Source organism: Streptomyces sp. WMMB 714, assembly GCF_900090125.1.
Classification (GTDB): domain Bacteria; phylum Actinomycetota; class Actinomycetes; order Streptomycetales; family Streptomycetaceae; genus Streptomyces; species Streptomyces daqingensis.
Genome location: NZ_FMHJ01000004.1, coordinates 319,308 through 340,210, shown reverse-complemented (window position 1 = coordinate 340,210; position 20,903 = coordinate 319,308). Strand labels below are relative to the sequence as shown.

Here is a 20,903-nt window from a genome sequence, read left to right as displayed (position 1 = left end):
CGGAGGCGGCCCGGGGCTCGTTCGTCGTGCGGGTGGATGTTCCGTGTCGGCTCCGGTGACGCGGAATCAGTGCTCGCAGAGGGAGAACTCCCGCTCGTAGAGCTGCTCGTTGTGCTCGTCGACGAAGAACTTGCGTTCCTGCATGAGCTGTTCGCGGTAGGCCCTGGCCTCTTCGAGGGTCATGGTCGACGTGTCGGCCCACGGTTGCTGCGGTGGCACGTCGGACGTCGAGACGATCCGCTCCGACGGGTCGACGAGGAAGAAGACGAGGATCTTGCGATGACCCGGACGGGCGGGATCCGCGAGACGGAACGAACCGACGCGGTGCTGCAGGACGTTGGGGAAGGCAAGGCAGCGGCCCGCCGGCGTCGGTGCGGAGCCGAGCTCCTGGTTCAGGGCGTCCTCGTCGTCCAGTCCGTACACCTCGCGCACGCCGTTGCCGTCGTTCTGCTCGTAGCGCGGGTCGTCGACCGCCGCCCGGAAACCCAGGCGGCTTTCGGTGATGTTCTCGCTGTCCCAGTAGTAGATGGCGGTCGAGACGATCCGCTCGTTCAGCATCCCCTCGACGTGCCAGGAGCCGCCGGCGTACTCGGGCTTGTCCGGGGTGAGACGAATCGTGGCGAGCTTGACGATGACCTGGAGACGGCGGCCGCGCAGGTCGACCCGGGAGGACTCGCCGGGCAGCTCCGGCGGGGTGAAGTCCGGTGCGTCGGGGATCTCCGGGCGGCGGTTCTGCCACCAGGCGTCCATTGCCTCTTCCCATGTCCGGCAGGCCTCTGCGTAGGACTCGTCATCGCGGTCCATGGATTCGTCGGGGTGTTCCGGCTCCGATTCGTACCACTCGGAGGGATACCACCCGAAGGGATCGGGCTCGATCCGCAGGGGCCGCGGACGGCGCAGATCCGTGAGCACGTTCTCCAGCAGCGGGCGCATGCGTGCGAGCAAGTCCGGCAGGACGGAGGCCAGTTCGCGATGCTTCCCGGGGTGGACGTTGTTGACGTAGGAGAGGAACTCCACGTCGCCGTCAGCACCGACCTCGACGTCCGTGGGCAGCCACTGGAACCTCTCCGAGAGTTCGTACTGCGAATAGCTGCCCGTCAAGCGCGGCCAAGCAGACTCGGGCACTCCGCTGGCCTCCCTCACCAGGCAGAACAGCGACGGATGAACGAGATCCAGTACCTGACCGTCGGACCCGGGGTGCCAGTCCTTCTCAGCTTCGGGAACGTCCTCCAGGACCCGGACCGCGTCGCGCAGCCGGGACCTGAGCTCCTCGTCGACCAGTCCGTCCGACTGCCACACCCCGTCGACGGCGGACACCTCGATGCCGGTCCGCCCGTCGCGCAGCGCGGCGTAATACCGGAGTTCGTCGAGCACGTACTCGATCTGCGCTTCGGTGAGGCCCTGCGCGATCGCTTCCCGCGTCCACCGGGAGACGATGCCGGCGTCGTCCATCTTCTCGAACCACCGCGGCTTCTCCCGGATGGCCGCACTGCACTGGATCATCTGGAGTTCCCGCAGCGTCCTGGGCTCCGAGAACGATATGGAGCGGGAGCTTTCGAAGGGCAGCGGGTAAGCGGACAGGCTGGTCAACGCTCTTGGTCCTCCCAGTCGGTTACGGCAGGCCGGAAGGCTACTTCGGCGGACTGACAGCGCGGCCGGACCCGTTCCGCCGCGGGCTGGGGGCGTTCACAACGAGTCGCGTGAAGCAGACGACACCCATGCCACCCTGACCCGGTGAGCTGCACGCGAGTGGCCTCACGTGCGCCAAGCGTGTGCGTATCCCTCTCGCCGCGGTCCGCCGACGAGGTCGAGCACCTGCTCGGCCGCCGCTGCCAGCGGCACGGCGTCGGCACGTTCGGCAACGACCCGGTGGCCTTCCAGCAGGGCCTTCCCCAAGGCCGGGTCCGCGCGGAGCAGCCTTCGGGGCAGCCACTTGCCGATGCCGGTCCATGCGCCTCGGTGCGCTGTGAGCAGATGAGCCGCCTCGCGCAGCGTGAAGTCGGCGAGAGCGAGCTGTTCGTACCGGTCGGCCGGTGGCGTGTCACGCAGATCGTCCATGTAGCAGGTGAGGCTGTAGCGGCTCTGCTCCCGCTCCGTAGGGGTGAGCGTGGGCGGCCCGGCTTCGATGAACGCCCGCGCCTGCTCCCGTGTGCGGGACACATGGCCGTGCGGGTCGGTGAGCGTCAGGCCCTGGTCGTAGATGAAGAGCACCGTGCCCCGGCGACGGGCTCTGTCCCACTCGAAGAACTCCGGGATGTCCTCAAGGGTGTTGAGGAACAACTCGACCTGACGGCCGCCGTGGCGTACCACTTCCCGGCGGCTGGTCTCGGTCTCCGGGAGCAGAACGGCCACATCGAGATCGCTGGACGGTGTGGCGCGGCCTTGAGCGGCAGATCCGCCGAGCAGGGCCCCGAGAGCATGGGGGAAGCGGGTTGTCACGAGATCCAGGGCCTGCGTTGCATGTGTGTCCTGATCAACCATGGTCGGCATCGTGTCAGGATGCGGCGGCCTCCTGCGGGCCGGCGGCACAGGCGACTTCGCCGTCTCGCGAGGCGCAAGGATCACGGCGACTGACGCCGCCGCTCCTGCTCCTTGCGCCGGAATGCGGAGCCCGGGTGGCGGGGCGGGCGAACCTCGTAGAGGGGCTCAGGGGCCGCCCAGCTGGAAGTGCCAGATGATCTCCGTCGGAACTCCCGCGTCGGCCGCCGCAGTCGCGTCGGGGAGCAGGTCCATCAGGGTCCACGGCCAGTCCTCCCACGGTCCCGGTTCGAGCGTGGGTCCCGGTTCGAGCGCCGGTCCCGGCGGGGAAGCCTGCGGCGCGGCACGTTCCGCGGACCCGGACCCTCCGGGCTCCTCGCAGCGCCGGACCCGCAGTCCTGCCGCGAGCGCGGCACGCAGGTAGTCCCCGACCAGGTGGCGGTGGGTCTCCAGCCGGCCCGGCTTCCCGTCCGCCGTGCGCACCGAGGGGATCGATCCCCGCGCCACCCTCTCCGGGTGGATGTCCGAGGTCACGAGGTGCCCACCCGGGCGCAGCACCCTGGCGAACTCGGCCATCACCGGCGCCAGTTCGCGGACGTGCGTCAGGGCGAGGGAGCAGACCACCAGGTCGACGACGCCGCCCGCCACGGGCAGACGGCGCAGGTCGCCGAGGTGGAACCCGGCGCCCGGTACCCGTTCGCGTGCCCTGGCCAGCATGTCCGGCGAGCTGTCGACGCCGACGGTCCGGTGGCCGCGCTCCGACAGCAGGGCCGACATCCGTCCGGTGCCGCAGGCGGCGTCCAGAGCGATGCCCGCCGGCAGCCGGTCGAGGATCTCCGACACGACGGGTTCGTCGATGTCGAACGCCGAGTTGGGGCCGTCGTAGGTGCGCGACCAGATCGCGTATCCGTCGACCGTGTTCACAGGGGCGACGTCCACAGCTGCATCCGCCAGTGTCTCCTCGTCGAGCAGCCTCCGGATCTCGCGGATGCGCGCGTCGGTGAACTCCCGGCCGTACTCCCCGGTGAACGCGCGCAGCAGGGCGGTCCCTTCCAAGCCCAGCAGGTAGGCGAGCGGGTCCTGGTACGTCATGGCGCGACGCTAAGACGTGCCGTGACGCGGTGTCACCTGCTTTACCCGTGGCGGGGACGGGATCGACCGGCGCCACCGCCCCTCCTCGCCGCGCCGCAGTGGCGTCCCCGCCGCGCCCCGCACATGGCGTTCCCCGCCGCCCGCACCGCGCGTGGTTCAGCGGGTGGTCAGCGGGTTGCCGTACTTGTGGGCCGTGGAGAGGTACGGGAGGCCGAGGGTGCGGGGCGAGAAGGCCGTGGAGCCGCGGGCCGAGCCGCCGGGGAGGTGCCATACGGCGCCCAAGGACGCGTTCTCGCCCGGGGATCCGGCGGTCACGTCCGGTGCGCCGTCGTCGTCGTGGTCGGAGGCGGCGACCGCCGCGCCGAAGGTGTCGCCTGCCTCGGCGACGCCCGGGACGCCGCTGGTGTCCTGGTTCCAGGTGACGGACCTGGCGGCGCCGCCGGCGTCGAGCAGGCCCTGCGCGCCACCGTGCAGCAGCCAGGCCGCACCCGCTCCCGCTCTGCTGCCGATGGCCTCGCCGGGTGCGCCCGCGATCAGGTCGTCGCGGCCGTCGCGGTCGACGTCGGCGGCGGCGAGGGCGGCGCCGAAGCGGTCGCCGTCCTCGGGCACGCCCGGGACGCCCGCCGTGCCCTGGTGGAGGGTCTGGGTGCGGCCGCCGAACCGGCCGCCCGCGGCGCTTCCGTAGTGGACGTGGACGCCGCCCCCTTCGGCGAGCTCTTCGGGGCCGCACGGGTCGTCGATGTTCTCGTCGGCGATCTCACGGCACTCGCCGAGCGCCAGGTCCTCGTGGCCGTCGCCGTCGAAGTCGCCGGCGGCCAGGGCGGTCACACCGGCGTTGTCCGTGTTCCAGAAGTTGGCCATGGAGGACGAGCCGGCGTCCCACGTCCACAGGCGCACGTGGGACTGCGTGGAGGGGTCGCCCGCCGTCCAGTACGCCACGGCCAGGTCCGCCGTGCCGTCGCCGTCGAAGTCGCCGGTGGCCAGGACGGGGGCGCGGCCGCCCATGGGCGCGGCGACGACGGTGGTGACGATGCTGTCCTCGCCCTCGATGACACGGGCGACGACCTTGTCCGTGCCGCCGACGGCGATCGTCTTGTTGCCGCCGCCGGTCAGGTCGGCCGCCGCGATCGATTTCCCGTACGCAGCCGACGGCGACGGCCCGGTGAGGACCGTCGACCCCGGTCCCGGCCCGCCCTCCGAGCCGCCCACGACGGTGACCATGCCGGCGTCCTTGCCGCGGTCGGTGACGTCCTCGCCGGGGGCGCCGGCGAGGAGTTCGGCGATGCCGTCGCCGTTGAGGTCCGTCAGGGAGGCGGAGGCACCGAAGCGGTCGCCCGCCTCGGGGGTGCCCGGCACCTCGGGGGTGGCCTGCGTGACGCGGATGCTTCCGTGGGCGCCCGCGCCCTTCGGGCCGCCCCGGACGATGTTCACGTACCCGGCCTTCGCCTTGCCGCCGACGGTGCCGTCCGGGACGCCCACGGCGACGTCCGCGTAGCCGTCGCCGTCGAAGTCGCTCGTGGCGGCGGGGGGTGCGGCGGCGCCGGCGCCTGACGGCAGCGCGAAACCGGCGGAGGCCACGGCGAAGGCTGCGGCGGCGCACGTCAGGATGCGGCGGCTGTGCGGCACGGAGGCCCCCATTCGGTCGACGGGGTACGGGTTGTCTGGTGTGACCGCCGAAAGGCGGGGCGGGTTGTACGGATTCGCCCGTCGTCGAGACGAATCGGCCGGTGGGGGAGGGCGACGGCGGTCGGGGCGCGGCTTCCGGACGGCGCGCGGCAAGGGCCCGCCGATACGGCGGGCCCTTGCGGCAGCGCCTCGGGATGCCGGGCGCTCAGCGGACGGGAGCGGGCGTCACTTCTCGGGCTTCTGCATCTCGGAGAAGCCCTCGCCCTTCTGCCAGCGAAGCGTGTAGAGCCCGTCGTAGTAGGCGACGAAGACGACCGTCTCGCCCCAGCCGCCCATCGTCGTGTCCCGCCAGCCGTCGAAGCCCTTCTGGATGTCGATGTCCCAGTCGGTCAGGTCGCCGGTGCCGACGCCCGCGAGCGACTCGGTGGGCGGCTCGCCGTCGTAGCAGAAGGTGCCGAAGTCGGCGATCAGCGAGACGGTGCCCTCCTCTTCACGGAGGTCGACGTCCTGGCAGCGGTCGGTCTTCGTCTTGTACAGCGTCTGCCACCGGCTCCACTTCGACGACTCGCCGGTCGTGTGGCGCTCCTGCACGCCGGTGCCCTCCACCAGCCGGACGTGCACCTTGCGCCCGTCGGTCAGTTCGAGAGTCGACTCGAAGTCGTCGTCGTCCCCGGCGGGTTCCTCCGGCGGCTGCGCCTCGCGCACCGTGGAACTCTTGTCGGGGGACGGGTCCATGCCCGCCTGAGCGGTGCCGTATCCGGCCCCCAGGAGTCCGATGGCGGCCACGACGGCCGTCGCGATTCTGCCTCCCCTGCTCATACCCACGTCTCCTCTCCCGCCGGTCTTCCGGCGTTTCCCGTACGTACGCGAGAGCTGCACCCGGTACGCAGCGGCGCCCTGCCCTCGAAAAGTCACTGAGGTCGCCAGGAGGACGACGGCAGCGGGCAGGCCGGTTCCGGTCGCGGCCGGTACGGCTGAGGGCCGTCACGCGGTACGGAGCGCGCCGACCGGGCCTCAACCGGCCGCGGGAGGGCGGTTGTTGACGGGCCGACGCGCCGCGATCCCCTGGGGCCGGCCTCGCCGGGCGGCGGCGAGGGGAGGGGCGGCAGGTGCCCCGCGACATGGGACGACGCCGTCGGAAGCGGGGGGTCCCGCGCAGGAGCGGCAACGGCGGACGGGGATCTTGCAACGACCGTGAGCCGCTTCGGGATCTCGCGTGCACGGTGAGTGAAGAGAGGGGCGTTCGGCGCACCGCACCCGGGCCGGGGCGGCAGCCTGGCGCGTGGCGTGACCGGTCAGTGGGGCACGCCGCGGTGGCGTCATGCGCCGCGTTCCACCTCTAGCGAAGAAGGACCACCGTCACATGCGCGACACCTCCCCCATCGAGACCCGTGAACTCTCCGACGCCGACCTCGACTCCGTCTCGGGCGGCCTCTCCGTGGGCGGCTCCGTCGAGGGCCTGAAGGCGACCTTCGAGCCGGGCCCCAACGGGCTTCCCGTCCTCAAGGGCGGTTCCGTGGACTCCGTCAGCATCAACGTCTCGGACATCCCGCTGGGCCCGGCCGCCGGCTGAGGCACCTGCCCCGAGTACCTCAGCCGGCGGCGCCGGCCTCCGCGACCTGGACGTGGTCGCGGAGGCCGGCGTCTGCCGCGACGGACGGCCTGCGCGGACGAACGCGGGTGAACCCGCGGCGGGTTACGGGCCGCGGGTTCACCGGCGGCGGGTTCACCGGCCGCGAGCGGCGGTCAGCGTCTCGGCCCCGCGAGCGCGTAGGCCGCCGTACCGCCGCCCGCGAGGGCCGCGGCCGTCCACGTGGCCGCCGCCGTGCCGGGCGGCAGCATCATCCAGGTCGCGACCTGCGCCGGCACGCCCGTACCGGGCGGAGTGAAGAGCGCGAACGCCAGCCACGCGACCGGCAGCGTCCACGCGTGCTGCGCGCCGAACAGGACCGCCCCGACGGCGACGAGCCCCGCCAGGCCCGCGCTGTCCCGTACGACGAACGCGGCGGTGGCCGCCTCCTCGCCCGCCTCGTCGCCCACCGCCCGCACCGCCAGCAGCACCGCTGCCGCGACCGTGCCGATGAGCAGGACGTGTGCCGCCCGGCGGGGCGCCCAGCGGATCGCGGCCGTCCGGTCCAGCGCGAGGTCCTGGCCGCCGAGACCGACGGAGCCTGCCGCCGTCCCCGCGACGAGTACCAGCGCGGGGAGCCGCGGATCGGCGCTCCCCCCGCCGGACAGCGCCCACACCGCCGCCGCGCTGACGACGGCCGCGGCGAGCGAGGCGGGAACCTGCCGGGAGCGGACGTACAGCGCCGTCCATCTCACCGAGCCGACGTACAGCGCCGTCCGTCTCACCGTGAGCCGCCTCCGGTGACCGCTTCCAGCGGTTCGCCGTCGCAGGAGAGCGCCGCGGCGCGCATCGCCTTGACGCGGGACCGCTGTTCGGCCCGCGGCAGGGCCTTCAGCTTCTTCCACGCCGGGCGGGCCTTCTCCATCTGGAAGGCGGCGCTGTGCATCGTGCCGTCGATCGGCCTGAGGTCCCCGAAGACCCATCCGGCCGCGACGCTCTGCGCGGCGGCCTCCGAGTCCGTGCCGCTGGAGCCCCAGCTGCGCGGCGAACACGTCGGTGCCACGCCCAGGCCCACCAGGACCCGGGTCAGCTCCTCACCCCTCGCGCCGCTGACCGCCTCGTCGGCGAAGTCGACGATCACATGCGTCCGGGAGCGTTCCATGGGCTTCAGGGGCGAGTTGAGGGCGGTGGTCTCGCGGATCGCCGTCGGCGCTCCCGCGCCCAGCGATTCGCGCAGCAGCCGCAGCGCCTTCTCGCCGGGGCCCGCGAGATACGAGAGTTCGCCCTCGTGGGCTTTCGTCACGCACACCCGGCCGTCGCACACCTCGGCCGCGGCGTCCTCGTCGATCACGTACGTCTCCCGAGGGGTCGCGGGCAGGACGAGCAGCGCGACGGCGGCACCCGACAGGAGGGGCGTCAGCGCGAGCGTCCGGGCCTTCGGGGTCGCTGCCGCCAGCAGCGCGAAACCGGTGGCGGCCATGCCCAGCAGCCACAGCGTCTGCCCGACGTGCACCGAGGCCGAGAAGGTGATCAGCACCTGCCGCACGCCTTCCACCGACGGCGACAGCAGCGCGACCGGGACCGGCAACGAGGACGACGGCAGCGCCGTGTCGAGCGTCATCCGCAGGACCGCCGTGACGAAGAGGGCGGCGACGGCCAGTGCGGGCGGTGTGAGCGCGGACGGCAGGGCCCGTCCGACGCCCATCCCCAGCACGGCGCCCGCGACGAGGGACAGCCCGGCCACGAGCGAGATCGGCAGCCACCCGAGGTGCTGGTACTCGGCACGGAACAGGACCTGGACGGCGCCCACGAGGACGAAGAGCCCGAAGCCCGAGGCCAGCGTGAGCGCCGTGGAGCCCGACAGCGTGGCCGCACGGTGCCACGCGGGCCGCGGCGTGCTCGTCAGCAGCTCGGGCATCTTCGAGCGGTGGTCGCGCAGCCCTTGCAGCGCGCCCAGTCCCACGGCGAGCGGCCACAGGAAGACGAGCATGGAGCGGGTCCACATCGCCATGGACGTCCACTGGGCGATCCACAGCTCCGTGCCCTTCCACCACGGACCGTCCAGCGAGTAGAGGAACGCCGGCCCGCCCAGCAGGGCCACCGCCCCCGCCCAGGGGGCGACGGACCTCTTCAACTCGGTACGCAGAACACGGGTGTTCACCAGCTGCCCCTTTCCTGCGCGGAGTCGAGGAGCAGCGCCGAGTAGCCGCGCTCCAGCGGGCTGTCGCCCACGTGGCCTGGTCCGCCGGCCTCGGCGAGGGCGTCCGGGGTCCCCTGGAACCGCAGCCGTCCCTCGGCGAAGAGCACCACGTCGGTGCAGGCGGCGGCGACGTCCTCGACGAGGTGGGTGGAGACCACCACGCAGGCGTCCGACCCCAGTTCCTGGAGGAGTTCGCGGAAGCGCAGCCGCTGCGCCGGGTCCAGGCCGACGGTCGGCTCGTCCAGCAGCAGGATCGCCGGGTCGTTGACGATGGCCTGGGCGATGCCGACTCGCCGCACCATCCCGCCCGAGAGCGTCTTCATGCGTGAGTCGGCGCGGTCGGCGAGACCCACGCGCTCGACGGCGCGCTGCACCGCCCCGGGGATCTCCCTGTCGGGGACCTCCTTCAGCCACGCCATGTACTCGACGAACTCCCGCACCGTGAACCGCTTGTAGTAGCCGAACTCCTGCGGGAGGTAGCCGATCCGGCGGCGCAGCTCACGGTGCTGCCCGCCCGTGCCGCGGGCCGGCTCGCCGAGCAGTTCCAGGCTGCCCCCGGCGGGTCGCAGCACGGTGGCCAGCGCCCGGATGAGGGTGGTCTTCCCCGCCCCGTTGGGGCCGAGGAGACCGTGTACGCCGGTACCGAGCGACAGGTCGAGCCCGTCGACGGCCATCCTCTTCGCGCCCGCCCTGACCTTCAGCCCGGTCGCCTGGATCTCCCAGGCGTAGGCCTTCGGTGCGATGTCGGCCGCGCTGACCGCGCGCATCATGTGTGTTCCTCTCTCGTGTCAACGATGAGTGCTCAGCACGGAGTAGGCGCCCCTGCGGGCTGCCACGACGCCCACGCCGAGCGCGAGGACCAGCCCCCACACGGGCAGGCCATCCGTCTGGAGGGCGAAGGTGATCCGGCTGGTGGCCAGGGTCGGCGCCAGCACGACGGCGACCCACACGGCCACCAGGACCGCGCAGGCGCGGGACACGCCGACGACGGTGCCGAGGGCCAGGGCCGTCGAGGTGAAGGCGAGGCAGGGCAGCAGCCACTGCCCGGCCGCCACCCCCGTCGCCCAGCCGCCCACCAGCAGCGGCGGCACGACGACCGCGAGCACGGCCGCGGTCCGCCGCAGTACGAGGTACAGCCCGGCTCTGGGCGCGGAGGCCGTCAGTTCGTACGCCGGGTCCAGGCCGCGCGACCAGGACGCCGCGACCCCGCACACGGGCAGCACCGGGGCGAACAGCAGCACTAGCGGCGCTTCGCCGAAACCCGCGCGGAATCCCGCCACTTCGAGCAGCAGCGCGATCAGGACCACGCAGGCCGCCGCGGCCAGCCACGGCACCATCACCGGCGTCATCCACGCCGAGCGGGCCGCCGTCCGGCGCCGCCCCGGCGGCATCGTGACCGCCGTCGCCAGCCGCGGTTCCAGTTCGGACCACACGGTGCCGACGAGCGACGCCACCGCGGGCGCCTCGGACGTGACGGCGGCGGAGAGCCGCTCACGGCACGTCCCGCACCTCTCCAAGTGGGCTTCCAGGGCCCACACTTCGTCGGCGGCGATGTCCGCGTCACCGCGCGCGTAGGCGTCGACGAGCCGCGTCGACGCGTGTTCCACGCTCATGCCAGCGCCTCCCGCATCGCGATCCGGGCCCTGCGGGCACGGGTCTTGACCGTGCCTTCGGGCAGTCCGAGCAGGACGGCGGTCTCCCGTACGGACAGCCCGTCGAGCACCATCGCCTGCAGCACCTGTCTGAGTTCGGGCGCGAGGCGCCCCAGCGCGTCCCCGACGTCACCGCCGACCGTCGCCGCGAGCGCCTCCTCCTCGGCGGCGGGGACGACGGGGCGCGGCGCGGCCGCCGGGGGCGGCTCCGCGTGGTGGGCGCGGCGCCTGAAGGCGTCGACGAGGCGGCGTGCCGCGATCGTCCACAGCCAGCCGACGGCCGTGCCTCCCACGGCGCTCCCGGCGAACGCCCCGGCCGCGCGCCACACCGCGAGGTACGTCTCCTGCATGACCTCGGCGACGATCTGCTCGTCCGCGCAGCGCCGGCGCAGCCGCAGCGCCATCCACGGCGAGGTGCGTCTGTACAGCTCCTCGAACGCGGCGCGGTCGCCTCTCGCCACGAGGCGGACGAGTCGCTCCTCGTCCAGCTCGTGCAGCGCTCCCCTGACTGATCTCACACCTGCTAGACGCCCGGCCCGCGGCGCGGGTTTTCCTTCCGGTGTGACCCGTGTCACTTTCAGGGCGGGGCCGCCTGGACGGTGCCCGGGGCCTGTCCGTGACGGCGCCGGGAAACCGCTGCACAGGGCCGATCTGAGTACCCGGACGGATGTCAGCCGCGTGGAGCCGCGTCAGGCTGCCCGGTATGGGATTCAACCAGCCGCTCGCCTACTGCCCTGGCTGCCGTGGACGGCTCGGCCACACGGCCGGGCACGCGCCGGCGGCGGACCACGGTCCGGGTCCGGGTCCGGCACACGGGCAGCCGCCCGCCAACTGCCCTTACTGCGCGCTGCCGTTGGCCGGCGGGGAGATCGACGAGCTGCTGCGGGTCGACGTGGACCTGGCCGCCCTGGAGCGGCGGCGCGCCGCACTCCACGAGCGGCGGCACGCCCTGCTGGCCGGGTTGCGGGCGCGGGGAGCCGGACACGGCGCGCAAGGCCCGGCAGCGGCTCCCGCCGGTGCCTTCGGACCGCCCCCTGCGCACGGGCCCGTGCCCAAGGCGTGGGGCGCGGCGCGGGCGGAGACCTCGTCGTACACCGCACGCAACGTCCTCCTCCTGCTCGGCGGTGTCCTGCTCACCGTCGCCGCGCTCGCGTTCACGCTGCTGAGCTGGGGCGACATGGGTGTCGGCGGACGTGCGGCGGTGCTCGGCGGACTGACGCTGTGCACCCTCGCCGCACCGCTGCCGCTGCTGCACCGCGGGCTGGCGGCCACCGCCGAGTCCGTGGCGGGCTTCGGGCTGGCGCTGCTGGCGCTGGACGCGTACGCGCTGCACGAGGTCGGCTTTCCGCAGACGGACGGGCTCGGCTGGACGGCGGGCAGCGCGGCGCTGATCGCCGCGGTGTGGGCCGGTTACGGGCTGGCGCTGCCGTCGCCGGGGCTGCGGCTGACGCTGCCTTCCGCTGTCGCCGTGGCCCAGTTCGCCCTGCCCCTGGGCGCGCTGGCCCTGGACGGGCCCGCGGACCGGGCGACCTACGTGCTGGCCGTCGCGCTGCTGGTCACCTTCGCCGCGGACGTCGCCCTGGCGGCATCGCGGCGGCGGACCGGCGACGACGGGGACGACGGGGACAGCGCGGGCTCCGGCGACGGAGACGGGGACGGGGACGGCCCGGGCAGCCGCGCGACCGCCCGGCCGGTCCGGTGGACGGCGGCCCTGGCGGCGGTTCCGGCGGGCGCGCTGATGACGGGCATGACGCTGGCCCAGCAGCAGTCCGGCGGTGTCGCCACGGCACTGAGCTGGAGCGCGCTGCCGGCAGCGGCCGCGGCCGTGCTGCTGTACGCGGGCCGGCGCCGCGAGGCCCTCCGGGTCGCGGGCCCGCTGGGCGTCACCGCCGGCCTGCTGCTGGTCGCGGCGCTCGCGGGCACCGTGTGGTCCGTGGTCCGCGCCTCGGGCACGGAGGGCGGGGACTGGCGTGTCCTGGTGTATCTGCTGTGCGCGACGGGCCTGCTGGGCGCGTTGCTCATCCCGCACGCGACGCGGGTGCTCACCGCGCGGCAGTCGTCCGGACTCGCCGTGGCGGCGCTCGCGGTGGAGACCGGTGCGCTCGTGTGGGCGCTCGTGCCGGTGGTGGAGGCCGTGTTCGGGCCGTGGAGGTACGCGGGCCGCATATGGCAGGGGCCGCCGCACGGCCCCGTCCGGCAGGCCGTCGACACGCACTTCGCGTGGACCGGCTCCGCCGCCACGCCGCTGATCCTCGTACTGCTGGCGCTGTCGGCACCGCTTCTCGCCGGCGCGCTCGGCACGGTCGGCGCGCTCGGCTCAGCCGACTCAGCCGACTCAGCCGACTCAGCCGCGGGCGGCGGACGGCGGTCCGGCGGCGGGAGCGCGCCGGACCGGGAGCCGGACACGCGGACGGCCGTGCCCGTGCTGCCGGCGCTGACCGCGCTGGGCGCCGCCGCCGGCGCCACCGCGGTGCTCGTGCTGCCGTACGGGCCGGCCGTCGCCGTCATAGCCGTGCTGGCCGTCGCGCTGCTCGCCGCCTCGGTCACGGTGCCGGACGGAGCGGCGGGCGTCACCGCACTGGTGTCGGGCCTCGTCCTGTCCGGTACCGCGACGGGCTGGGCCCTCGCGCAACAGGGCGCCACGCTCGGGGTGCTGGCCCTGATGGGCGGCGCGTCGGCGGCGAGCGCCGCCTGGTCGCGAACGGGCGGTCCGGGCCGCCGGGCCGCGCTCGCGGCGTCGGCGGTCGCATACGCGGCCGGGCTGGCCGGTGCCCTCGCGGCGACGCTGCATCTCCCCGCGCACCAGGCGCCTTTCGCGGTGCTCGCCGTCGCCGTGTGCACCGTGCCGGTGGCGGCGCTGCTGGCCCGCGGCGAGGCGGCCGCGCCCGGCGCGCGCAAGGCTGCTCCACCCGCCGCGCGCACGGCGATGGCACTCGCAGTCGAATGCGCGGGCTACGCCACCGCGCTCGCCGCGGTCATGCTGTGCGCGCCCCGCCCGGAGACCCTCTGGCTCGTACTCGCCCTGTGCGCCGTGACCGCCGCCGGACTCGCCCTCCGCGCCGACCGGCGCCGGGGTGCGGGCTACGGCTCCGCGGCGCTGCTCGTACTCGCCACGTGGGTACGGCTGCTGGCGTCCGGCGTCACCACCCCCGAGGCATACACGCTGCCGGTCTCCGCAGCCCTGCTGCTCCTGGGCTGGTTGCGCAGGCGCCGGACGGGCGTCGGCGAGGGCAGCGGGGAGACGGCCGGGCCGCGGCTCTCGTCGTGGCTCGCCTACGGCGGCGGGCTCGCCTTCACGTTCCTGCCGAGCCTGGTCATGGTCGCGAGCGACCCGCACTGGCTGCGTCCGCTGCTGCTGGGCGCGGCGGCGCTCGGGACCACCCTCGCGGGCGCCAGGTGGCGGGCGCAGGCTCCGCTGCTCCTCGGCGGGGCCACGCTCGCGGCGGTCGGCGTGCACGAACTCGCCCCGTACGTCGTCCAGGTCGCCTGGCTGCTGCCGCGCTGGCTGGTGCCGGCGCTCGCCGGGCTCCTGCTGGTCGCGGCGGGCGCCACGTACGAGCGACGCCTGGAGGAGGCACGGCGGCTGAAGCGCGCCTGGCAGCGGCTGAGTTGAGGCGCCCGTGCGCGACCCGTAGGCGTGTGTCGCACGCATGTCCCGGTCCTGGGGCGAGCGCCAAGGCCGCGGGCGCTCTTCTGTGACGGAGGAAAGCTCAGCGCCGCGCGTGGCGGATCTTCAGCCGTCCGAATCCCATGGTCCCGGAGATCCGGATCCTCGGCCCGCCGGGCCGGGAGCGCCTCGGGGTCTGGTAGAGCGTGTCCTTCCACCCGGTGCCCAACCCCTCGATGTCGACGGTCGCGTCGCGAGGCACCTTGATCTTGGCCCTGCCGGTGCCGAGGTGCAGCTCGATGTCGACCGCGGAATGTTCGAAGACCCCCTGGGACAAGTCCAGATAGACCCTTCCGAACGCGGACTCGACCTTCAGGCTCCGAGGTACCCGCCATACGCCGCGCCGCCGTATCCGGCCGCCGGCGGCGGCGATCTCCGACATGGTGCCCGCATCCACCTCTGGTAGCGAGGCCAGAGCCGAGGTGAGTTCACCATGCGTCCTGACGGTGAGCACCCGGTGGAGGCGTTCGTTCAAGTCCTCGTGAGAGATGTGCCCCTCGGCGTACGCCTCCTGGACGCGCCGCACGGCCGTGTCGCGGTCGTCTGCGCTGATCGGTGGCGGCCGGTCCCCCGGCAGAGCGGTCACCTTGGCACTCTACTGCCGGGCTGCCGGCGCGGATACGGCGAAGTCCGTGACGGGCAGGGCGCGTTGGATGCGTTGCGCCCTCCGCCGCCGGTCAGCCGCGCGCAGGGGGCCAGCGCACCGGCAGATGCGTGACGCCGTTGATGAAGTTGGAGGTGAGGCGGACCGGTGGCCCGTCGAGTTCCAGTTCGGGCAGGCGGTCCAGGAGGCGGGTGAAGAAGATCCGCATCTGCAACCGCCCGAAGTGCGCTCCGAGACACAGGTGAGGGCCCTGCCCGAACGCCAGGTGGTCGTTGGGCGTGCGGGTGATGTCGAAGCGGTAGGGGTCCGGGAAGGCGCGCTCGTCGAAGTGGGCGGACGCGTGGTAGACCACGACCTTGTCGCCCCGTTTGATCCGCTGCCCGGCGAGCTCCGTGTCCCGCGCGGCGGTGCGGCGGAAGCTGAGCACCGGCGGATGCCAGCGCAGCATCTCCTCGACGGCGGAGGGGACGAGGCCGGGGTCCTCGCGCAACCGCCGGTGTTCGCCGGGGTGTTCCAGCAGCGCCAGGACGCCGCCCGGCAGTGCGCTGCGCACCGTGTCGTTGCCCGCGATGACGACGAGGAAGAAGAACATCGCCAGTTCCTCGGCGGTGAGGGGGCGCCCGTCGTCGAGGGTGGCCGTCGCCAGGGCGGTCATCAGGTCGTCGGCGGGGTGGCTGCGCTTGTGCCGGGCGAGTTCGTGCGCGTAGTCGAACATGTCGCGCAGCATCGCGGGGGATCGGGGGTTGACGGGCCGCCCGGCGGCGTCGCGTACGACCTCGGCGTGTTCGGGATCCTGGTAGCCGATGACCCTGTTGGTCCACTTCAGCAGCAGGCCGCGGTCCTCGGCGGGGACGCCGAGCAGTTCGGCGAGGTTGGCGAGGGGGAAGTCGTCGGTGACGTCGACGGGCAGGTCGCAACCGCCTTGCCCCGCGACGGCGTTCAGCAGGGCGTCGGCCCGCGCGGTGATCTGCTCGGTGAAGCGTTCCAGGCGCCGCCTGGTGAACACCGCGGCGGCGAGACGGCGGATCCGGCTGTGTTCGGGCGGATCCATGTTGAGGATCATGCGCCGGATGAAGTCGAGGTCCTCCGGAGCGGGATCGCGGATCTGGGTGGCGCCGAGCCACGACGAGTATCCGGCGGGATCACGCAGCACGCCGCGTACGTCCCGGTAGCGGGTGACGGCCCAATAGCCGGGCCCCGCGGGCCAGTCGAGCACTTCACGCTCGTCCTGCCGGCAGACCGGCGCGTCGTCGCGCAGCCGCCGGAAGCTGTCGTGCGGGATGCCGTCCGCGAACACGCGGGGGTCGAACACGTCGGGGACCCCGGCGGCCGCGGTCATCAGTGCCTCCTGAGGAAGCGTTCGACGGTCCCGGCGAGAGCGACCGGGGACTCGTCCATCGCGTAGTGCCCGGCGTCGGGGAACACCTCCAGTTCGAGGTTCGGGTACCAGGCCCCGAACGTCGCCCGCATGGTGTCCGCACCGAGCGCGGGGTCGTGACGCCCGGCCACCACCAGGACCGGCACCTCGGCTCCCTGTATCTCGGTGTGGAAGTCGGTGCGCGCCCACGCGTCCAGGTAGGCGGCGAACGCGTCGCGGTCCGAGTTCTCCGCCGAATGACGCACCATGGCGTCGAGCCAGGTACCGGTGAGCCGGTTGCCGGTGGTGAAGTCGATGATCGCCCGGCGGTTGCCGTGGCTGTCCGCGGCGCCGGAGAACAGCGCCCAGCTCTGCTCGTCGAACGGCACCCCGCTCGCGGGCACCGGCGACACCCCGACGAGAGCCCGCACGCGCTCCGGCGCGTCGGCGTACACCCGCTGCATGACGGACCCGCCCATCGAGTGCCCCAGCAGCGAGAACCGCTCCGCCCCCAGCTCCCCGGCCGCCGCCAGCACGTCGGCCGCGGCCTCGGCCACCGTGTACCGGCCCGTCTCGCCGCGGCGCTCCCCGTAGCCGCGGTAGTCGAGGAACACGTAGCTGAACGCCTCCCGGTCGAGGTGCGGCAGCAGCGCCTGCCACGAACGCGACGAGCCGAACCAGCCGTGCAGTACGAGCACGGTGTGCGCTCCGGTGCCGACACGCTGTAAGTCCATGTTCCGTCCTCCGCAGCCGAGTCGGTGAGCGCGGCGAGGCCCGCGACGTCCAGGCCCTGTCTGACGCGTCTCGCCTCGCTCGCGACGACCGCGGCGGACGGCGCCATGTGTCGGACAGACCCTAGGACCGAGGACCCCGGCCGAGGAACAGGGCCTCGCGCGCCACCGGCCTCCCGCGGCCGCGGCGTTCGCCCCGGCCCCGGCAGGCGTGCCGCCGCTGTTGAGTCACGGGCGCAGCGCGTACGTGATGTGCGTGGCGTTCGGGGAGACGCGGACGTCGCGCTGGACGAGGCGCCGGTTGGGGCAGCCGGTCAGCAGCGGTGTGCCCGACCCGAGCACGAGCGGGGCGAGGTGGATGAGCAACTCGTCGGCCAGTCCGGTCTCCACGCACTGGCGGACGACGTCTCCGCCGCCCATCACGTAGACGTCCTTGCCGCCCGCCGCCGACCTGGCCCGGTCGACGGCCGCCGCGAGCCCGTCGGTGACGAACGTGAAGTCGAGATCGAGCCGGACGCTCTCCGGTGCCTCGTGGGTGACGACGAAGAACCGCGGCCTGGTGGCGAAATCCCCTCCGTAGCCCATCTGTCCGCTCCATCCGTACGGCCCGTCGACGACATCGAACAGGCGGCGTCCCATCACCACCGCGCCCGGGGACTCCGCGATCTCGCGCAGCACTTCCCTGTCGGTCTCGTGGCCGCTCGTCACCCAGGCGTGGAACGATTCGGCGCCCAGGCCGAGCCCCTGTTCCGGGCCGGGATCGGGCCCCGTCACGAACCCGTCGAGCGACATGGTGATGTCCGCGACGACCTTCGGCATGGGCTGCTCCCTCAATCCGGATCCGGTGGCGGCAGAGGACTGGACCGCGCAGGACGGCGGAACTCATCGCGGACGGAGCGGACGGCGGAACTCATCGGGGACGGGGCGGCCCTCCCGTGCCGGAACACGCCCGGCCGCCGGGCACGGAAGCTCCCGCGACCCTCCTCGACGGGTCACGAACCGCGGAAGCTCCTCACAGCACGGGCCCTTCGCCCGGCTCCTCCTGGTACGAGTACCGCTGCTCACGGCCTACTTCGCCGACGTTGTGATAGCCGCGCTCCTCCCAGAAGCCTCGGCGGTCGGCGGTCATGTACTCCATGCCGCGCACCCACTTCGGGCCCTTGTAGCCGTACAGATGCGGTACGACGAGGCGCAGTGGGAATCCGTGCTCCGGTGAGAGCCGTTCACCGTGGTTGTGGGTGGCGAGGATGGCGCGGCCGTCCGCCAGGTCGTCCAGCCGGAGGTTCGCGCTGTACCCGTACTCCGCCCACACCATCACGTGCGTGACGTCGGCAGCCGGCGGTGCGATGTCGAGCAAGTCGGACGCCAGGACTCCGCCCCAGTCGTTTTCCGGCACCGTCCACTTCGATACGCAGTGCAGATCGGCGGAGAGTCGTGAGGCGGGCAGTCCCTGGACCTCCTTGAGCGTGAAACTGTGGTTCACCCGCGTCGCCGTGGCGCCGAAGACCCGGAAATCCCAGTGATCCGGCTTGAATTGCGGCACGGGCCCGTAGTGGGTGACGAACCGCGAACCCGCGAGCCGCTGCCCCGGCGCGGGAACGTGGGCGGCGACAGGCCCGACAGCGCGTCCTCGCCTCTCGAAATTCCACATGAGGCGTTCGGCGTCCTCGTGGAGGCTCAGCCTGCGCATGGCCAGGACCGTCTCGAGAACGGTCGCCCCGGGACGTTCGGCGACTGCCTTGACGACGCGCCGCAGCATCGCTCCGTGACCGGCATCCCGCAGGGCGGCGAGAGCCCCGGCGGGTTCGCCGACGGGCAGGAGAGCGACGTCGCGCAGGACTTCGCCCAGTCGGGGGGAATCGCCCGACCGCTGCAGGTCGTCGAGAATCCGCAGCAGTTCGGGCAGGGGGTTCGCCCACTCGTCCTTCTGCCACACGTGCCCCGCGCCGGCCCTCGCACCACGTTCCGAGGGAGCCGCCGCTCTGCGCGCGACCGCGTGCGCCTGCCGTGGAGCATCGCCCGGTCCCGATTCCTCGCCCAGCACCGGTCCGTCCCCTGCCGGGAGGCCGGCCTCCCCCGTGGACGAGCCCTGGACAAGCCGCACGCACTCGTCGATGGCCGCGTGGATCCGGCGCAGGGCGGCGGACACGTCCCCGAGCAGTGCTCCGTCCGCGGAAGCGGAGGCCCGTTCCACCAGTCCCGTGACGGCCCACAGGTCGACGGCGCGCTCCTGCGGGATCGCGTCTTCATGTCCCAGCGCGCGCAGGGCGTCCTGCAATTCGGCCACGCGCTCTCCGGTCTCGTACACCAGGAGCAGCGCGTCCCGCTGATCCGTCTCAGCGGTGAGCATCTCCCGCTCGGCGCGGTCGAGCCGGTTGCGCGCCGCGGCGAGCCGGGTGCGTACCCGGTCGACGGCCCCACCGTTCTGTTCGAGCTCCACGACCTGGGCCTGGAGCCGGCCGATCATCACGAGTAGGGCGCCGATCAGCTGAGTGCTGTTGGTGAGCGCCTGCTCGCTCGTCGCTCTGGCCTCCAAGGCGCGAATGAGCTGCGACTGCGCCTCGATCGCGTGACGTTGAGCGTCCACGACAGGGTCGACGCCCGACGCCGGCTTCACGGCTTCGAGCCGGGACTCGTCGTGGGCCGGGGTCGGCGCGTAACGATGCCGGCTCCACAGACGCTTCGCCTCAGCTGTACGCCGCTTGGCGATCGCATCCTCCGCGCAGACGTCGATCACAGCCTCGACCAGCGCCCAGTCCAGACCCTTGCCGCTGAGGCGCTCCGAGAGCGTACTCAGCGGCGGTACGACACCCGTGGTGAAGTGATCAGGTGTGAGAAGACCCCGAAGCTGCCGGAGCCCGACGCCCTTTCTGTCGACCAGCTCCCGGAGCAGGCAGGCGAGATCATTGATCTCCTGGCTGGTACCACGTAAGGAGCCCCAACCACGCCCCGGCCGCCCCTTACCCGCCACGCACGCCCCCGGCATCCCGCTGCACGAACATCGCCATTGTTCGCCGGACATTGTCCCTTGTCCGAGCCCGGCCTGCCCAAAGCCCGCATCAAGCAGCCGGACAATTCTGCGGGGCGCACGGTTCTCGGTGTCAGCACACCCGTCTCCCTGGAGGGAAACAGAGATGACACCGCACAAGAACTCGTCCGACGACCCGCGCTGGAAGATCGCGACCGCCGCGGTGAGCGGCGTCTTCGCGGGTGCTGCCCGCGCCGTCATCGCCTGGCTGCTCGCCCGGCTGCTCCGTCAGGAGTGACCCCCTCGGCGGGAGGGGCACTTCCGTCATGCGGGACGGAGCACGACGGGCTTCCGCCAGGAGCCGCCGGGGGCCGAACCGGCGCCGGGCCGCACGCTGCGCCCCCGGCCGTCCGGTCCGGCCCGCTGCCGCGTCACATCCGCCGGACGTACGGGGCCCTCCATTCCGGGGACGGGTCAGATCCCGGCTCCGTCCAGTACTCCCGTCCGGCGGTGATCCTCCCGTCCCTGACCGTCCACAACGACACGACGCGGTGGACCCCCGTCGTGTCGTGGGGGACCTCGACCTCGGAGACCACGGTCTCGCCGTCGGCGACGATCCGCTGGACGTGGACCGCCCACCCCTCCGGATACTCCGCGTTGACGCGTATGAAGTCCGCACGGCCCTCGATCCGCTCGGCGGTGACCGGCCACTCCACCACCAGGTCCTCCGCGAGCAGCTCGCCGAGCCCCTTCCAGTCCCGGGCCTGCATGCGGTCCCAGAACCCTGCAACGACCTTCGCCGATTCCATGAGCGCATCCTGGCAGGCGCCTCTGACAACTCCCGCCCGTGACGGCGGGCGAGGCCGTTCCGGCGCCGTCCGGGCCACCGGGGGACCGCCGCGGACCTGCACCGGATAGCTTGAGCATCGGTCACAGGGGTGTTCGTGCGCTGCCGCGT

At 73.1% G+C, this 20,903-nt stretch carries 19 protein-coding genes; 3 read left to right on the top strand and 16 right to left on the bottom strand.

Features of this window, described 5'->3' with window-relative positions; translation table 11 throughout:
- Positions 1 to 66: 66 nt before the first annotated feature.
- The 5 genes from H181DRAFT_RS09280 to H181DRAFT_RS09260 all read right to left on the bottom strand — a co-directional run bounded on the left by H181DRAFT_RS09280 (position 67) and on the right by H181DRAFT_RS09260 (position 6,015).
- Positions 67 to 1,590 (bottom strand): DUF4246 domain-containing protein, encoded by a 1,524-nt coding sequence (locus tag H181DRAFT_RS09280; RefSeq protein ID WP_045863784.1) that lies wholly within the window; start codon positions 1,588 to 1,590, stop codon positions 67 to 69.
- A 165-nt stretch (positions 1,591 to 1,755) separates the two neighbouring features.
- On the bottom strand, positions 1,756 to 2,481 hold the full coding sequence (locus H181DRAFT_RS09275; protein WP_074467797.1) for a nucleotidyltransferase domain-containing protein: 726 nt from the start codon (positions 2,479 to 2,481) through the stop codon (positions 1,756 to 1,758).
- Between the two features lie 165 nt (positions 2,482 to 2,646).
- On the bottom strand, positions 2,647 to 3,570 hold the full coding sequence (locus H181DRAFT_RS09270) for a class I SAM-dependent methyltransferase (RefSeq protein WP_045863783.1): 924 nt from the start codon (positions 3,568 to 3,570) through the stop codon (positions 2,647 to 2,649).
- A gap of 156 nt (positions 3,571 to 3,726) precedes the next feature.
- The gene (locus H181DRAFT_RS09265; protein ID WP_254666767.1) at positions 3,727 to 5,196 is read right to left on the bottom strand and encodes an FG-GAP-like repeat-containing protein; all 1,470 of its coding nucleotides are present in this window, start codon (positions 5,194 to 5,196) and stop codon (positions 3,727 to 3,729) included.
- Positions 5,197 to 5,421: 225 nt separating this feature from the next.
- Positions 5,422 to 6,015, bottom strand: a complete 594-nt coding sequence (locus H181DRAFT_RS09260; protein ID WP_052708516.1) for a hypothetical protein — start codon at positions 6,013 to 6,015, stop codon at positions 5,422 to 5,424.
- A 544-nt stretch (positions 6,016 to 6,559) separates the two neighbouring features.
- Between H181DRAFT_RS09260 and H181DRAFT_RS09255 the strand changes: the two genes are divergently transcribed.
- The gene (locus H181DRAFT_RS09255; RefSeq protein ID WP_045863781.1) at positions 6,560 to 6,769 is read left to right on the top strand and encodes a hypothetical protein; all 210 of its coding nucleotides are present in this window, start codon (positions 6,560 to 6,562) and stop codon (positions 6,767 to 6,769) included.
- Between the two features lie 173 nt (positions 6,770 to 6,942).
- Here H181DRAFT_RS09255 and H181DRAFT_RS09250 read toward each other — a convergent pair whose 3' ends face one another.
- From H181DRAFT_RS09250 to H181DRAFT_RS09230, 5 genes are read right to left on the bottom strand one after another with little or no spacing between them, the layout of a single operon-like run.
- A complete protein-coding gene (locus H181DRAFT_RS09250; protein ID WP_045863990.1) occupies positions 6,943 to 7,521 on the bottom strand; it encodes a hypothetical protein in 579 nt (192 codons plus the stop codon).
- 26 nt (positions 7,522 to 7,547) lie between these two features.
- Complete coding sequence (locus tag H181DRAFT_RS09245) at positions 7,548 to 8,927, bottom strand: hypothetical protein (RefSeq protein WP_045863780.1); 1,380 nt, start codon at positions 8,925 to 8,927, stop codon at positions 7,548 to 7,550.
- Positions 8,924 to 9,736 carry an ABC transporter ATP-binding protein gene (locus tag H181DRAFT_RS09240; RefSeq protein ID WP_199810814.1) on the bottom strand — a complete coding sequence of 271 codons (813 nt, stop codon included), beginning with the start codon at positions 9,734 to 9,736 and terminating at the stop codon, positions 8,924 to 8,926. Before H181DRAFT_RS09240 ends, H181DRAFT_RS09245 begins: the two co-directional genes overlap by 4 nt.
- An 18-nt stretch (positions 9,737 to 9,754) precedes the next feature.
- A complete protein-coding gene (locus tag H181DRAFT_RS09235; RefSeq protein ID WP_045863779.1) occupies positions 9,755 to 10,579 on the bottom strand; it encodes a zf-HC2 domain-containing protein in 825 nt (274 codons plus the stop codon).
- The gene (locus H181DRAFT_RS09230; protein ID WP_302622634.1) at positions 10,576 to 11,136 is read right to left on the bottom strand and encodes an RNA polymerase sigma factor; all 561 of its coding nucleotides are present in this window, start codon (positions 11,134 to 11,136) and stop codon (positions 10,576 to 10,578) included. Before H181DRAFT_RS09230 ends, H181DRAFT_RS09235 begins: the two co-directional genes overlap by 4 nt.
- A 185-nt stretch (positions 11,137 to 11,321) precedes the next feature.
- On the opposite strand from H181DRAFT_RS09230, the gene H181DRAFT_RS09225 reads away from it, so the two are divergent.
- Complete coding sequence (locus H181DRAFT_RS09225) at positions 11,322 to 14,231, top strand: SCO7613 C-terminal domain-containing membrane protein (RefSeq protein ID WP_052708515.1); 2,910 nt, start codon at positions 11,322 to 11,324, stop codon at positions 14,229 to 14,231.
- Positions 14,232 to 14,328: 97 nt separating this feature from the next.
- On the opposite strand, the gene H181DRAFT_RS09220 is transcribed toward H181DRAFT_RS09225, so the two are convergent.
- The 5 genes from H181DRAFT_RS09220 to H181DRAFT_RS09200 form a co-directional block, all read right to left on the bottom strand.
- A complete protein-coding gene (locus tag H181DRAFT_RS09220; protein ID WP_045863778.1) occupies positions 14,329 to 14,871 on the bottom strand; it encodes a DUF1707 SHOCT-like domain-containing protein in 543 nt (180 codons plus the stop codon).
- A 91-nt stretch (positions 14,872 to 14,962) separates the two neighbouring features.
- Complete coding sequence (locus H181DRAFT_RS09215; protein WP_045863777.1) at positions 14,963 to 16,228, bottom strand: cytochrome P450; 1,266 nt, start codon at positions 16,226 to 16,228, stop codon at positions 14,963 to 14,965.
- A complete protein-coding gene (locus tag H181DRAFT_RS09210) occupies positions 16,228 to 16,980 on the bottom strand; it encodes an alpha/beta fold hydrolase (RefSeq protein ID WP_045863776.1) in 753 nt (250 codons plus the stop codon). The genes H181DRAFT_RS09215 and H181DRAFT_RS09210 overlap by 1 nt, the downstream gene beginning before the upstream one ends.
- Positions 16,981 to 17,205: 225 nt before the next feature.
- On the bottom strand, positions 17,206 to 17,796 hold the full coding sequence (locus H181DRAFT_RS09205) for a dihydrofolate reductase family protein (RefSeq protein WP_045863775.1): 591 nt from the start codon (positions 17,794 to 17,796) through the stop codon (positions 17,206 to 17,208).
- 193 nt (positions 17,797 to 17,989) lie between these two features.
- Positions 17,990 to 18,628, bottom strand: a complete 639-nt coding sequence (locus tag H181DRAFT_RS09200) for a molybdopterin-dependent oxidoreductase (protein ID WP_045863986.1) — start codon at positions 18,626 to 18,628, stop codon at positions 17,990 to 17,992.
- 1,483 nt (positions 18,629 to 20,111) lie between these two features.
- On the opposite strand from H181DRAFT_RS09200, the gene H181DRAFT_RS30160 reads away from it, so the two are divergent.
- Positions 20,112 to 20,243, top strand: coding sequence for a hypothetical protein (locus H181DRAFT_RS30160; protein ID WP_302622633.1), 132 nt, complete (start codon positions 20,112 to 20,114; stop codon positions 20,241 to 20,243).
- A 133-nt stretch (positions 20,244 to 20,376) separates the two neighbouring features.
- Here H181DRAFT_RS30160 and H181DRAFT_RS09195 read toward each other — a convergent pair whose 3' ends face one another.
- On the bottom strand, positions 20,377 to 20,754 hold the full coding sequence (locus H181DRAFT_RS09195) for a nuclear transport factor 2 family protein (RefSeq protein WP_045863774.1): 378 nt from the start codon (positions 20,752 to 20,754) through the stop codon (positions 20,377 to 20,379).
- Between the last annotated feature and the right edge of the window lie 149 nt (positions 20,755 to 20,903).